The following is a 14466-nucleotide window of genomic DNA, read 5'->3' on the forward strand; positions in this document are numbered from 1 at the left end:
GGTGAGCGGCGAACATGCCGCCCCGACAACCACTGACCGTTAATCACTAACCGTTAACCACTAACGAACATGAATGTAGGAGATAAAGCCCCTGAAACATTGGGCATCAACGAGAAAGGCGAAGAAATCCGCCTGAGCGACTATAAAGGAAAGAAACTGGTGCTCTACTTCTATCCGAAGGACAGCACGTCCGGCTGCACTGCAGAAGCCTGTAATCTGCGCGACAACTACGACACCCTGCGCCAGGCAGGCTACGAAGTGGTAGGCGTCAGCGTGGATAGCGAGAAGTCGCACCAGAAGTTCATCGAGAAGAACTCTCTCCCCTTCCCTCTGATTGCCGACACAGACAAGAAGCTGGTCGAGCAGTTTGGTGTATGGGGTGAGAAGAGCATGTACGGCCGCAAGTACATGGGTACCTTCCGCACAACTTTCATCATCAACGAAGAAGGTATCGTAGAGCGCATCATCGGTCCGAAGGAAATCAAGACCAAAGACCATGCGGCACAAATCCTTTAAATCCAATTACCCTTATCCAAACGAACAAGTATGGCAAAAAAAGACGAACTGAATTTTGAAAACGAAGGTGCCGCAACGCCCAACAGCGAAAAGCTGAAAGCCCTGCAGGCCGCCATGGACAAGATAGAAAAGAGCTTCGGAAAAGGCTCCATCATGAAAATGGGCGACGACAACATCGAGCAGGTGGAAGTCATCCCCACCGGCTCCATCGGACTGAACGTGGCCCTGGGTGTAGGCGGTTATCCCCGCGGCCGCATCATCGAAATCTACGGCCCCGAATCTTCCGGTAAGACCACGCTGGCCATCCACGCCATCGCCGAGGCCCAGAAAGCCGGAGGCATCGCCGCCTTCATCGACGCCGAACATGCTTTCGACCGCTTCTATGCCGCCAAGCTGGGCGTAGACGTAGACAACCTGCTCATCTCCCAGCCCGACAACGGCGAACAAGCCCTGGAGATTGCCGAACAGCTAATTCGCTCCTCGGCCATCGACATTATCGTGGTCGACTCCGTAGCTGCTCTTACACCGAAAGCCGAAATCGAAGGCGATATGGGCGACAACAAGGTAGGTCTGCAGGCCCGCCTGATGTCACAAGCCCTGCGCAAACTGACGTCGGCCGTCAGCAAGACACGCACCTGCTGCATCTTCATCAACCAGCTGCGCGAAAAGATCGGTGTCATGTTCGGCAATCCCGAAACGACCACCGGCGGCAACGCGCTGAAGTTCTATGCTTCCGTCCGCCTCGACATCCGCGGCGGCCAGGCCATCAAGAACGGTGACGAAGTCATCGGCAAGCAGACCAAGGTAAAGGTTGTCAAGAACAAGGTGGCTCCTCCCTTCCGTCGTGCCGAGTTCGACATTATGTTCGGCGAAGGCATCTCGCGTGCCGGCGAAATCATCGACTTGGGTACCGAACTGGGCATCATCAAGAAGAGCGGTTCCTGGTTCAGTTACAACGACACCAAGCTGGCCCAAGGTCGCGATGCCGCCAAACAGGTCATTCTGGACAACCCCGAACTGGCCGAAGAACTTGAAGGCCTGATTTCCGAAGAACTGAAGAAAGAAAAATAATATGGATGGGGCAAAACAGAAGCCGGACAGACTTACTCGTTTTGCCCCTTTCTTAATCTGACAAGACCTGCATCACTATTCTGAAAAACCACCGCAGCCATGAGCGATTTCCGCCTGAAAGTATTCCAGTCCGTAGCCAGAAACCTGAGCTTCACCAAGGCTTCCCAAGAATTGTTCATCAGCCAACCGGCCATTACCAAACACATACAGGAACTGGAAAGCACCTACCAGACCCGCCTGTTCGACCGCCAAGGAGGAAAAATCTCGCTGACCGAATCCGGCCAACTGCTGCTGGAACATTGCGAACGCATTCTGGAAGAATACCGCAAGTTGGAATACGAGATGCACCTGCTGCACAACCAGTATACCGGCGAACTGAGGCTGGGAGCCAGTACCACCATTGCCCAATACGTGCTGCCGCCCATGCTGGAAACCTTCATCAGCAAATTCCCCCAAGTGGAACTGTCATTGCTCAACGGCAACACACGCGAAATGGAAGCTGCCCTGCAGGAACACCGCATCGACCTCGCAATGGTCGAAGGAGTGACCCGCCTGCCCAACCTCCGCTATACTCCCTTTCTGGAAGACGAACTGGTGGTAGTGGTACGGACAGGCAGCCGCCTTCCGGTGGACGACGAAATCACTCCCCAGCAACTGGCCCGTCTGCCGCTGGTATTGCGCGAACGAGGCTCGGGCACTTTGGATGTTTTCGAGCGGGCCATGCTGCAACATAACATCAAGTTATCAACACTGCATGTACTGATGTACCTGGGCAGCACGGAAAGCATCAAGCTGTTTCTGGAGCATACCGACTGCCTGGGTGTCGTTTCCATCCGTTCCGTCAGCCGGGAATTGTATGCCGGCCGCTTGCGTGTAGTCGAGGTCAAAGGACTGGAAATGAAACGGGAATTCAACTTTGCCCAACTGCAGGGTCAGGAAAGCGGCCTCAGCCAGGTTTTCATGCAATTTGCCCGGCGCTGACCGTCCGTCGCCATTCCCGGTACCAACTCTGCACTCTCCTCCCCTCCTTATTACTTTTGGTTATAGCTGATAAAAATATAAGAATTGTGGCCTCCACAGGAAATGCGTACCTTTGCATCCGAAAAGAAAAAGTTAAACCAACAAAAAATAAATGTTATGTTCGAACGTGGAAACAGAGGCAACACCTTTCATGGCATTCTGCTCATAGCCTTATTCTCCTTCTCAGCTTTCTACATTGCTGAAATTCCTTTCGTAAAAAGTCTGTCATTCAGCCCACTGATTGTCGGCATCATTTTGGGTATGCTCTATGCCAACAGCCTTCGCAACCGCCTGCCTGAAACGTGGGTACCGGGCATCAAGTTCTGTACCAAGCAGATTCTCCGTGCCGGTATCGTGCTCTACGGTTTCCGCCTGACGCTGACCGAAGTGGCCGCCGTAGGTCTCCCCGCCATCGTGGTAGACAGCATCATCGTTTGCGGAACCATCTTCCTGGGCATCTTCTTGGGCAAGCTGATGAAGGTCGACAAAGACACCGCCCTGATTACCTCTACCGGTAGTGCCATCTGTGGTGCGGCTGCCGTACTCGGTGCCGAACCGGTAATCAAGTGCGAAGGCCATAAGACTGCCATCGCCGTTTCTACCGTGGTTATCTTCGGAACCATCGCCATGTTCCTCTACCCCATTATGTACCGCTCGGGACTGCTCTCCAGTCTTTCCGATACCCAGGTGGCCATCTATACAGGAAGCACCCTGCACGAAGTGGCCCACGTCGCCGGTGCAGGCAATGCCATGGACCCCACCGATACGCTGGGTATTGCCGGTACAGCCACCATCACCAAGATGATCCGCGTCATGCTTCTGGCCCCCGTATTGGTCATCATGAGCTTCGCCCTTGCAGGACGTAAAAAAGTATCGGCCGACGGCACAGTAGCCAAGAGCAAGATTACCATTCCCTGGTTTGCCTTTGGCTTCATCGGCATCATCTGCCTGAATTCCTTGCTCCAGTACCTCTTCGATGCCCCGACCGTGAAGGACATCCCCCTGAACGGAGCCATCGAATACATCGATACCTTCATGCTGACCATGGCCATGACAGCCTTGGGTACAGATACCAGCATTGACAAGTTCAAGCAGGCAGGAGCCAAGCCTTTCGTTTTGGCCTTCGGACTCTTCATCTGGCTGCTGCTGGGTGGCTACCTCCTGGTAAAATACCTGGTTCCCCTGATGGCTTGACAACAGAAACCATTTCACATATAGAATGGGCCTGCCTCTTTCCAGAAGCGGGTCCATTCCCTATTATACCTATAATATATAGAAAGCAACGTCATCTCAGTTCCTCTTCCCGAATGCCTAATACATGGGCCAGTGATGGCACAACCGGACACCATTGGCTGACAACAGGGCAAGAAGGTCTCTCCAAACCGAACCACACCGCCTGAACATCCGCCCCCTCTGCATTCTTTCTCCTTTCACGAAGGACTTCCCCCATCACTTCGTTCATCTTCGCCTCGTCAGCAGTCATTGCAGGCACCATCAATACCTGACGCACGGCAACATTGTTCAAGACCAACGCCATCAGGTCCCGATACAACGTTTCGGCCGTAGCCATGTTCTCAGTCGGTACCACCGAAAAGACGTATTCCGCCAAAGCCGTACGACAGGCCTTTCCATCCAAATCCGACAACGATGCAGGGAAACAGGTGTTCAAGGCATCCCCCTCCGTTCCATGGGCAAGCAGCACCTGCACCTCTGCCGAAGAAAAATCACGTATACCCGCATCCAGCAGCAGGCAGTCCAGCCATGCCGCCAGGTCGAGTTTGGGCAAGGGACGCCCCAACCTGGCAGACATCACCTCCTGTACCATCCCGACCGTACGGTTCAGGAAAGCCACATCCAACAATATCACACGTTCCGAAAACTTCAGTTCTGTATTTCTATCCATATTTATTTATTCATTGTCCGTTTGGTTAATCAGGTGGACAAAGATAACACAAATAAAGATAATATACGACATAAAGGCCGATTGAATGTCATATTGTCACGTAAAATCAACGAAATCAAGACACTTTGTCTACTTATTGCAGATGGCAAGTTATTTGCCAATCTATGGATGTCAAACCTAACCAAGAAAAAAGAAAGGAGAAACGATATGAACTTTAACAACTTTACCATCAAAGCGCAGGAAGCCGTACAGGAGGCTGTGAACCTGGTACAACGCCGGGGGCAGCAAGCCATCGAGCCGGTACACCTGCTGCAGGGAGTGATGAAGGTGGGCGAAAACGTCACCAACTTCATCTTCCAGAAGCTGGGTATGAATCCCCAGCAGATAGAGCTGGTTCTGGACAAGCAGATCGAATCGCTGCCCAAGGTTTCGGGCGGAGAACCCTACTTGAGCCGTGAGACCAACGAAGTGCTGCAGAAAGCCTTGGACTATTCCAAGGGACTGAACGACGAGTTCGTTTCACTGGAACCCATCCTGCTGGCCCTGCTCACCGTCAAGAGCACCGCATCGAGCATTCTGAAAGATGCCGGTATGACCGAAAAGGAACTGCGTACAGCCATCAGTGAACTGCGTCAAGGCTCGAAGGTCACTTCACAGTCGAGCGAAGACACCTACCAGTCGCTGGAAAAGTACGCCATCAACCTGATAGATGCCGCCCGGAACGGCAAGCTCGACCCGGTCATCGGCCGTGACGAGGAGATTCGACGGGTTCTGCAGATATTGAGCCGTCGTACCAAGAACAATCCTATCCTGATTGGTGAACCGGGTACCGGTAAGACCGCCATCGTAGAAGGGCTGGCACAACGAATCCTTCGCGGGGATGTGCCCGAAAACTTGAAGAACAAGCAACTCTACTCCCTGGATATGGGTGCACTGGTAGCCGGTGCCAAGTACAAAGGAGAGTTCGAGGAACGTCTGAAGGCTGTCATCAACGAAGTGAAACAGTCCGAAGGAAACATCATCCTCTTCATCGATGAAATCCATACCCTGGTAGGCGCCGGTAAGGGTGAAGGTGCCATGGATGCCGCCAACATCCTGAAGCCGGCCTTGGCTCGTGGCGAGGTACGTAGCATCGGTGCCACGACGCTTGACGAATACCAGAAGTATTTCGAGAAGGACAAGGCCCTCGAACGTCGTTTCCAGACCGTCATGGTCAACGAACCCGATACGCTGAGCACCATCTCCATCCTGCGTGGATTGAAGGAGCGTTATGAGAACCATCACCACGTGCGTATCAAAGACGATGCCATCATTGCCGCCGTCGAGTTAAGTAACCGGTACATCACCGACCGTTTCCTTCCCGACAAGGCCATCGACCTGATGGATGAAGCTGCCGCCAAGCTGCGTATGGAAGTAGACTCTGTCCCCGAAGAACTGGATGAAATTTCACGTAAGATCAAGCAACTTGAAATCGAACGTGAAGCCATCAAGCGGGAGGACGACCAGGCCAAACTGGAACAGATCGGCAAGGAACTTGCTGAACTCAAGGAACAGGAAAGCTCCTACAAAGCCAAATGGCAGAGCGAAAAGACATTGGTCAACAAGATACAGCAGAACAAGGTCGAAATCGAAAACCTGAAGTTCGAAGCCGAGAAGGCCGAACGCGAAGGCGACTACGGCAAGGTAGCCGAAATCCGTTACGGCAAGCTGCAGGCCCTGAACAAAGAAATCGAAGAAACCCAGCAGAAGCTTCATCAGATGCAGGGCGATAACGCCATGATCAAGGAGGAAGTCGATGCCGAAGACATTGCCGACGTCGTATCTCGTTGGACGGGTATACCGGTCAGCAAGATGCTGCAAAGCGAAAAGGAGAAACTCCTCCATCTGGAAGAAGAGCTCCACAAGCGTGTCATCGGTCAGGACGAGGCCATCGAGGCCGTAGCCGATGCCGTACGCCGCAGCCGTGCCGGTTTACAAGACCCCAAACGGCCTATCGGTTCCTTCCTCTTCCTCGGTACGACCGGTGTCGGTAAGACTGAATTGGCCAAGGCCTTGGCCGAATTCCTGTTCGACGACGAAACCATGATGACCCGTATCGACATGAGCGAGTATCAGGAGAAGCACAGCGTTTCCCGTCTGGTCGGAGCGCCTCCCGGATACGTCGGCTACGATGAAGGCGGACAGCTGACCGAAGCTGTTCGGCGGAAACCATACTCCGTTGTTCTGTTCGATGAAATCGAGAAGGCCCACCCCGATGTATTCAACATCCTGTTGCAGGTACTCGATGACGGACGTCTGACCGACAACAAGGGCCGGACGGTGAACTTCAAGAACACCATCATCATCATGACCTCCAACATGGGTAGCTCCTACATCCAGAGCCAGATGGAGAAGATGAACGGCAGTAACAAAGAGCAGATTGTGGAAGAGACCAAGCGCGAAGTGATGAACATGTTGAAGAAGACCATACGGCCCGAGTTCCTCAACCGTATCGACGAGACCATCATGTTCCTGCCGCTTACCGAATCGCAGATCCGTCAGATTGTAACGTTGCAGATCAACAACGTTCGCCGCATGCTCGAAGGCAATGGCGTAGAGCTCCAGCTCACCGATGCCGCTATCAGCTTCCTGGCCCAGGCCGGTTTCGATCCCGAGTTCGGTGCCCGTCCTGTCAAGCGTGCCATCCAGCACTACCTGCTCAACGACCTCTCCAAGAAGTTACTGGCGCAGGAAGTGGACCGCAATAAGCCCATTATTGTAGACGTCAACGCTACCAAGGATGGACTCGTATTTAAGAATTGAACCAATCTTCTATAAAAAGAAAACCCCGAAGGAATTGTCCTTCGGGGTTTTCTTTTTATATATCTAATCAATTACTTATCACTCTCTTCCTCTTCTGCAGCTTCTTCCTCAAAATCAGTCAAACCGGCATTGACCAGCAGGTTGTACCAGGAAATCAGCTTCTTGATGTCGGACACATGCACGCGGTCGCGGTCGTAGTTGGGAAGTACTTCGGCCAGATAGGCACCCAGCTCCTTAGCAGATGCTTTCTTGACATCCAAAGCGGCCACCGCACCGTTCTCCTTGGTTTTCATGGCCTGCAGAACCTGCTGCAAGGGAACATCGTCACCATCGGTATACATGGCAATGTCACCCAAGGAGATGATTTTCTCGTTGCCGTAGGCCGGAAGGCGTTTCTTGTCGGCAATCGACTCCACAATCAACATATTCTTTCCTCTGGAAACCAGTCTGTACAAACCAGGCTTCCCAGAAATAGACAAAATAGTCTTCAACATAGTCTTTGTTCTATTTAAACTTGAATGTTACAAAAATAAATTAGGTAATGCCTGAAATCGTCCTGCCGGGCCGGCGGCCCGCAGGCTTCATTCGCGGCGACAAAGGTAATCAATATTTTTATATAGTGAAGAAATTAGAGACAAAACCTGTGGTATCAGGGGCTTTTCGCCATCGTTCACAATGACAAAGTCGGACAAGCGGCACTTCTCCCCATCGTCCATCTGGCTGCGAATGCGCTGTTCTATCGACTCGCGCGAAGAAGCATCGCGCTCCATGGCCCGACGGATGCGCACTTCGAGGGGAGCACTGACCATGACCACCACATCCACTTCCCGACGGAAACCGGCTTCCAACAGGATGGCCGACTCCATACCGACCCACCTGTCGGAAGCATGCAACCGACACCAGCGGCGAAAATCGTCCTTGACCCGCGGATGCACAATGCCGTTCACACGGGCGGCATGGACGGCACTGCCAAAGATATAGGAGGCCAGCAAAGGCTTGTTCAGCCGACCGCCCTGATAAACGTCCTCTCCCAAAAGGGAAACCAGTTCCCGACGGATCTGAACATCTTCCACCATCAGCCGACGGGTCTCGATATCCGAGATATAGACCGGCACGCCCATCAACTCCAACAGACGGGAGACGACACTCTTGCCACTGCCAATGCCGCCGGTAATTCCGATTCTAATAGCTGCCATAATCCGATGTACCTACCTGTTCTATCAGAAAATCTACCTGCTCGGGGTTGAACCGTACATGACTGATCCCCTCGGGCAGTTTCTTCAGTTTGACCGTATACTTGTTGTCGCCCAAACCAACCAGCTCTTCGTATGAAACAACCAGATGAAAGTCGTCGGCCGTAACCTGACGGAAACGCCCCACGCCAATCTGGAAAGAAATCTGCACTTTGGAAGGGAATGCTCTCAGCTCCTTGCCTGCCGGGAAGTTGATGCCTTTCAAAGGTACTTCCACCGTTTTCTCCGTATACATGTCTACCGGCAGCATAAGGTTGACCGAAGCAGGCACATACTTCACTCCCCGTCGCACCTCCAAACTGACCTGACGACGAAGGGTATCGGTTATGTTCTCCAATTGCAAGGCCTGCGTGTAGGCTGCTGTGATGGTGTCCAGCACACCGGCTGGAGCATATACCCTTACAGAATCTGGAGTAAAGACGGTATCGGGCAGATAGTATTGCAGGCCGGCCTCTACCCGCCCCTGCAGCCTGACAGGCACCCATTTGGACTCGCCCGTAGAATAATAGTATTCCAAGGTATCGGGCTTCATGGAGAGCAGAGTCGTAGAGGCGTTCAGCTGGGCCGTCACCTTCTTCTGAATCTGCGAGGTGAGTATCTTGACGTGAGTATTGGCCGACTTGTACTCGGAGAAGTCGAGGGTAGCGGGATAGAAACTCTTGCCCAGCATGTAGTTGAGCAGGACAGTTCCCTTGTCGCGTACCCTTACACGCAATTCCGAAACGGGTTCCGAAGTGATGACCACGTCCTCGGGTACGTTCTTCAGACGTACAGGGACGGAAAACTCCGTTTCGTAGTCGTTGTTCAGGGTCTGTAACAGCCAGAAACCGGCCGCGATAAAGAAGAAAACCAAAAAAACAAAGAACTCCCGGCTCTTGTCACTGAGCAGGAAGTCCTTTGTCTGTTTTCTGATTCTTATATAAAGCCGCTTTATGTTCCTCTGTTCGAACATGAGCTTTCACTTTAGATTATTTACCGGCCTGGCTGCTGTTGGCATCGGCAGCGGCGGCAAAAATAGAATTTTTGTCGATACGGATCTTGACGTTCGAAGCGATTTCCAGTATTACATCGTTATCGTTGATTTCTTTGATCACGCCATGGATACCACCAGCAGTGATTACCTTCTGGTTAACCTGAAGTGATTTGCGGAAATTGGCAATTTCTTTCTGTTTCTTGTTCTGCGGACGGATCATAAAGAAATACATGATGGCAAACATGGCAATCAGCATGATCCACGTCCATTCAGCACCGCCTCCCGATACGGAAGCCTGCAAGAGAAATACGGTCATTAAATTCATAAAGGTTCTTCTGTTAGTTTTTAATTAGTGTCGGACAAAGTTATCAGTTTTTCGACAACTTGCCCTCTTTTTTCAATTGATTAACAATTCCGTCCAACGTACCGTTCACGAAACTGCCGCTCTTGGGCGTGCTGTACACCTTGGCAATATCCACATACTCGTTCAGCGACACGCTGACAGGGATGTTGGGGAAGCTCAGGATTTCGGCCAACGCGCACTGCATGATGATGACGTCCATAAAAGCCACACGATCCAGATCCCAATTGCGGGTATTCTCACTGATGAGATGACGGTAGTAGTCGCAGTTCAGGATGGTACGACGGAACAGGCGGCGGGCAAACTCGCGATCCTCGTCGTCCTTGAACTCAGGCAACAGGGGCTGGTCGGCTCCGTTCTTTTCGTCGAAGCGTTTGATGGTCTTCAGCACAAAGGTGTCGACAATCTCCTTGTCGTCGTTCCAATACAGACTCTGGTCTTCGAGCAGAGCGTCGAGGTCGGCGTTGTTGAAGACGAAAGTCTTGTAGAGCTTGCGCCACAATTCACGGTCGGCTTCATACGAACGGTCGTCCGAAGCCATGTATTCCTTATAGATGTCTGAAGCCGTAATTTTTTCGTAAAGGCCCTTCACGAAATCTTCGTCGTTGTCCCACGAGCGCTTCTGGTTGGACATGAAGTCGAGCAACTGCTTGTTCACCTCCAGCTGGGCGATAAACTTGTTTTCCACAAACTTGGTGTTTGGGTGCAAATCCTCCGGCGTAGGAGCCAGCTTGGCCTTGCCGGCCGCAATGCGCTTCTGCGCATAGTTCGTCACTGCCATCATCAGCATCAGCAGGTAGTTGTACAGGTCATAAGCCTTGGAAAGGCTGAAGAACAACTCTTTCTCCGCTGAGTCCAAATTTTTACTGCCGTTCTGATAATAAGCATATACAATCTGTATAATCTTAAGACGAATAAGAACTCTGTTAATCATAATGTGTTCAGTAAATACGGTTGTTTAACAGGGCACAAAAGTAGGCATTTTTAATGACTTGACATAAATAAATCGCTTTTTTTATTGCAGAAGTTGATAATCCGCCCGTTTTCTTTTGACAGTTGAAAAAAAATCGTCAATTTTGACCCCCGAAACCAAAAATTGGGAAAACATAACATCAGACCTTTTTTTATTATATATAAAGTAGTAGATTATGGAAGAAGAGTGGAAAAAGAAAAACGGAGGAGAGTCTAACGACAAGGAAATAGTATTTTCACAAGCCATCAAGGCTGGAAAGCGCATTTATTACCTGGATGTAAAGAAAAACAGAAAAGACGAAATGTTCCTTGCCATCACGGAGAGCAAGAAAATCGTCAGCGGCGAAGGAGAGGATTCACAAGTCAGCTTCGAAAAGCACAAGATTTTCCTTTATCAGGAAGACTTTGACAAGTTCATGAACGGATTGGAGCAATCCATCCACTTCATCCAAAGCCAGCAGGGATATCACGTCGCTCCCCGCTATGCGGAAAAAGAGAACCTGCAGGAGGGTACGCCAACAGCAGCCAAGGACGAGACATCCGCCTCGACGCTGGACGACGAAATCAAGATTGACATCGATTTTTAACCGCAACCCTTTGATAATTCAAAAAGAAGCAGTACTTTTGCACCGCTTTTTTACAGCATGTGTGGCCAAGCCGCATCGTGTGATGGTGAATTAAGCAAAAACAATTACTTAATTTAGAGTAACACAAAAACATTAATCCAAATGAAATCAATTGAAGTAAAAGGAACTGCAAGAACCATTGCAGAACGTTCTTCGGAACAAGCAAGAGCCTTGAAGGCCATTCGTAAAGACAACGGTGTACCCTGTGTACTTTATGGTGGTGGTGAAAACATCCACTTCACTGTACCCGCCGATGGTCTGCGCAACTTGGTTTACACGCCGCACATTTATGTAGTAGACCTGGTTATCGACGGCAAGAAATACAACGCCATCATGAAAGATATCCAGTTCCACCCTGTAAAAGACACCATCCTGCACGTAGACTTCTATCAGATTGACGAAAGCAAACCTATCGTCATGGAAGTTCCCGTTCAGCTCGAAGGCCTGGCCGAAGGTGTGAAGGCCGGTGGTAAGCTGGCCCTGCAGATGCGCAAGCTGAAAGTGAAAGCCCTCTACAACGTCATCCCCGAAAGACTGGTGGTAAACGTATCTCACCTGGGTCTGGGCAAGACAGTAAAGGTTGGCGAACTGAGCTACGAAGGTCTGGAGCTGCTGAACGCCAAGGAAGCCGTGGTTTGCGCCGTTAAGCTGACACGTGCCGCAAGAGGTGCTGCCGCCGCAAACAACCAATAAAAGTGCTGCCCTGAAAAAGGGACAATCCTCATAAGGTACGCGGATTAACGCAGAGACGCAGATTTGAATTACACAATCCGCGGAAATCTGCGATAATCCGCGTACTTTTTTATCAGTTCTCGGACATACCACGAAGCTCCTCCAAGGAAAACGGCGGAATGTCCGAAGGAAAACAATGGGATACGCCAAGGAAAGCAATGCTTTTCCTTCCCCTGCAAATTTGAAAACAAGATGAAATACCTGATCGTAGGCCTTGGGAACATAGGCCCCGAATATCACGAAACCCGCCACAACATCGGCTTCATGGTGGTAGACGCCCTGGCACAAGAAGCAGGCGCCACCTTCAAGGACGGACGTTACGGCTTCACCACCACCCTGTCGATAAAGGGACGCCAGCTGCTGCTGCTCAAGCCGTCCACCTATATGAACCTCAGCGGAAACGCCGTGCGCTATTGGATGCAAAAGGAAAACATCCCGCTGGAGAACACGCTGATTGTAGTCGACGACCTGTCGCTTCCCTTCGGCACCCTGCGCCTGAAAGGAAAAGGAAGCGATGCCGGCCACAACGGACTGAAGCACATTGCCGCCACGCTGGGCACGCAAAACTATGCCCGCCTGCGCTTCGGCATCGGCAACGACTTTCCACGCGGCGGACAGATAGACTATGTACTGGGACACTTCACGGACGAAGACTGGAAGACCATGCCCGAACGTCTGAAGACCGCCGGCGAAATCGTGAAAAGCTTCTGCCTGGCAGGTATCGACATCACCATGAACCAATTCAACAAGAAATGAACGACGCAAGAATAGACAAATGGATGTGGGCGGTACGCATCTTCAAGACACGCACCATCGCCGCCGAAGCCTGCAAAAAAGGTCGCATCAGTATCAACGGTGCCCAGGCCAAAGCCGCCCGCATGGTGAAGCCGGGCGACATCGTGCAGGTGCGCAAACCGCCAGTCACCTATTCGTTCAAGGTCCTCCAGCCTATCGAAAAACGGGTCGGAGCCAAGCTGGTATCTGAAATGATGGAGAATGTCACGACTCCCGACCAATATGAATTGCTGGAAATGAGCCGCGTCAGTGGCTTTGTCAATCGGGCCAAAGGTACAGGTCGTCCCACCAAGAAAGACCGCCGCAGCCTTGAAGAATTTACCACACCCGAATTTATGGACGACTTCGATTTCGAATTCGATTTTGACGACAGCGAAGACGATGAATAACTACTGTAATTGTAACTGAACCCTAAAACGTCTTATACAATGAAAAGAGAAAAAATCAGATGGGGCTTCATCGGTTGCGGAGAAGTGACCAAATACAAAAGCGGCCCTGCCTTCCAGAAGATAGAAGGATCGGAAGTGGTGGCCGTCATGAGCCGCAACGGTGCCAAAGCCAAAGCCTATGCCCAGGAACGCAACATACCCAAATGGTACGACGATGCCCAGGAACTGATTGACGACGAAGACGTCAATGCCGTCTACATCGCCACCCCCCCCTCCTCGCATGCCACCTATGCCATCATGTCCATGAAGGCCGGCAAGCCGGTCTACATCGAAAAACCGATGGCCGTCACCTACGAAGAATGTTGCCGTATTAACCGCATCTCCCAAGAAACAGGCGTGCCCTGCTTCGTGGCCTACTACCGTCGCTATCTGCCTTACTTCCAGAAAGTGAAATCGCTCGTGGAAGAAGGTGCCATCGGCAACGTCATCAACATCCAGATACGTTTCGCACAACCTCCGCGCAACCTGGACTACAACCGCGAGAACTTGCCGTGGCGCGTACAGCCCGACATTGCCGGGGGAGGATATTTCTACGACCTGGCCCCTCATCAGATAGACCTCCTGCAGGAAATCTTCGGATACATCCTTGAAGCCAGCGGATTCAAGAGCAACCGTGGCGGGCTCTATCAGGCCGAAGATACCATCAGTGCCTGCTTTCAGTTTGACAGCGGCTTGGTAGGAAGCGGTTCGTGGTGTTTCGTGGCTCATGACTCCGCCCGTGAAGACCGCATCGAAATCATCGGAGACAAAGGCATGATCTGCTTTTCGGTCTTCACCTACGATCCCATTGCCCTCCATACAGAAAGAGGACGCGAAGAAATTCCGGTCGAAAACCCTGTTTACGTCCAACAACCACTCATCCAAGCCGTGGTAGACCACCTGTTGGGCAAGTCAATCTGCACCTGCGATGGCGAAAGTGCCACACTGACCAACTGGGTAATGGACAAAATCTTAGGGAAAATCTAAGGAAAGGCTGTCTGTAAAGAATGTATC

At 51.4% G+C, this 14466-nt stretch carries 16 protein-coding genes; 10 read left to right on the top strand and 6 right to left on the bottom strand.

Going from position 1 to position 14466, the window contains the following annotated elements; all coding sequences use genetic code 11:
- Nucleotides 1–69 precede the first annotated feature (69 nt).
- The 4 genes from bcp (at nt 70) to BQ7483_RS05705 (ending at nt 3801) form a co-directional block, all read left to right on the top strand.
- On the top strand, nt 70–516 hold the full coding sequence (gene bcp, locus BQ7483_RS05690; protein ID WP_072545189.1) for a thioredoxin-dependent thiol peroxidase: 447 nt from the start codon (nt 70–72) through the stop codon (nt 514–516).
- Between the two features lie 30 nt (nt 517–546).
- Nucleotides 547–1587, top strand: coding sequence for a recombinase RecA (recA, locus tag BQ7483_RS05695; RefSeq protein WP_022020105.1), 1041 nt, complete (start codon nt 547–549; stop codon nt 1585–1587).
- A gap of 99 nt (nt 1588–1686) precedes the next feature.
- Nucleotides 1687–2568, top strand: coding sequence for a LysR substrate-binding domain-containing protein (locus BQ7483_RS05700; RefSeq protein WP_072545190.1), 882 nt, complete (start codon nt 1687–1689; stop codon nt 2566–2568).
- A 156-nt stretch (nt 2569–2724) separates the two neighbouring features.
- Nucleotides 2725–3801 carry a YeiH family protein gene (locus tag BQ7483_RS05705; RefSeq protein WP_022020103.1) on the top strand — a complete coding sequence of 359 codons (1077 nt, stop codon included), beginning with the start codon at nt 2725–2727 and terminating at the stop codon, nt 3799–3801.
- A 91-nt stretch (nt 3802–3892) separates the two neighbouring features.
- Here the strand turns inward: BQ7483_RS05705 and BQ7483_RS05710 are convergent, their stop codons facing one another.
- Entirely contained in the window at nt 3893–4510 is a 618-nt protein-coding gene (locus tag BQ7483_RS05710) for a DUF6621 family protein (protein WP_072545191.1), read from the bottom strand.
- Between the two features lie 207 nt (nt 4511–4717).
- Between BQ7483_RS05710 and clpB the strand changes: the two genes are divergently transcribed.
- Nucleotides 4718–7312: an ATP-dependent chaperone ClpB gene (clpB, locus tag BQ7483_RS05715; RefSeq protein WP_072545192.1), complete on the top strand. Its 2595-nt coding sequence runs from the start codon at nt 4718–4720 to the stop codon at nt 7310–7312.
- Nucleotides 7313–7383: 71 nt separating this feature from the next.
- Here clpB and BQ7483_RS05720 read toward each other — a convergent pair whose 3' ends face one another.
- From BQ7483_RS05720 to nusB, 5 genes are all read right to left on the bottom strand, one after another.
- Nucleotides 7384–7806: a DUF5606 family protein gene (locus BQ7483_RS05720; protein ID WP_072545193.1), complete on the bottom strand. Its 423-nt coding sequence runs from the start codon at nt 7804–7806 to the stop codon at nt 7384–7386.
- Nucleotides 7807–7893: 87 nt separating this feature from the next.
- Nucleotides 7894–8508, bottom strand: a complete 615-nt coding sequence (gene coaE, locus BQ7483_RS05725; protein ID WP_072545194.1) for a dephospho-CoA kinase — start codon at nt 8506–8508, stop codon at nt 7894–7896.
- Complete coding sequence (locus BQ7483_RS05730) at nt 8495–9517, bottom strand: CdaR family protein (protein ID WP_072545195.1); 1023 nt, start codon at nt 9515–9517, stop codon at nt 8495–8497. The genes coaE and BQ7483_RS05730 overlap by 14 nt, the downstream gene beginning before the upstream one ends.
- A 16-nt stretch (nt 9518–9533) precedes the next feature.
- A complete protein-coding gene (gene yajC, locus BQ7483_RS05735; protein WP_072545196.1) occupies nt 9534–9863 on the bottom strand; it encodes a preprotein translocase subunit YajC in 330 nt (109 codons plus the stop codon).
- Nucleotides 9864–9906: 43 nt separating this feature from the next.
- Nucleotides 9907–10833: a transcription antitermination factor NusB gene (nusB, locus tag BQ7483_RS05740; protein ID WP_022021857.1), complete on the bottom strand. Its 927-nt coding sequence runs from the start codon at nt 10831–10833 to the stop codon at nt 9907–9909.
- A gap of 214 nt (nt 10834–11047) precedes the next feature.
- On the opposite strand from nusB, the gene BQ7483_RS05745 reads away from it, so the two are divergent.
- From BQ7483_RS05745 to BQ7483_RS05765, 5 genes are all read left to right on the top strand, one after another.
- Complete coding sequence (locus BQ7483_RS05745; protein ID WP_022021856.1) at nt 11048–11458, top strand: PUR family DNA/RNA-binding protein; 411 nt, start codon at nt 11048–11050, stop codon at nt 11456–11458.
- Between the two features lie 141 nt (nt 11459–11599).
- Nucleotides 11600–12190, top strand: a complete 591-nt coding sequence (locus tag BQ7483_RS05750) for a 50S ribosomal protein L25/general stress protein Ctc (protein ID WP_072545197.1) — start codon at nt 11600–11602, stop codon at nt 12188–12190.
- A 231-nt stretch (nt 12191–12421) separates the two neighbouring features.
- On the top strand, nt 12422–12985 hold the full coding sequence (pth, locus tag BQ7483_RS05755) for an aminoacyl-tRNA hydrolase (RefSeq protein ID WP_072545198.1): 564 nt from the start codon (nt 12422–12424) through the stop codon (nt 12983–12985).
- Entirely contained in the window at nt 12982–13413 is a 432-nt protein-coding gene (locus tag BQ7483_RS05760) for an RNA-binding S4 domain-containing protein (protein ID WP_022021853.1), read from the top strand. The genes pth and BQ7483_RS05760 overlap by 4 nt, the downstream gene beginning before the upstream one ends.
- A 39-nt stretch (nt 13414–13452) precedes the next feature.
- Entirely contained in the window at nt 13453–14439 is a 987-nt protein-coding gene (locus BQ7483_RS05765) for a Gfo/Idh/MocA family protein (RefSeq protein WP_072545199.1), read from the top strand.
- Nucleotides 14440–14466 lie beyond the last annotated feature (27 nt).

The sequence above is a fragment of the Mediterranea massiliensis genome (genome assembly GCF_900128475.1).
Taxonomy (GTDB): Bacteria; Bacteroidota; Bacteroidia; order Bacteroidales; family Bacteroidaceae; genus Bacteroides; species Bacteroides massiliensis_E.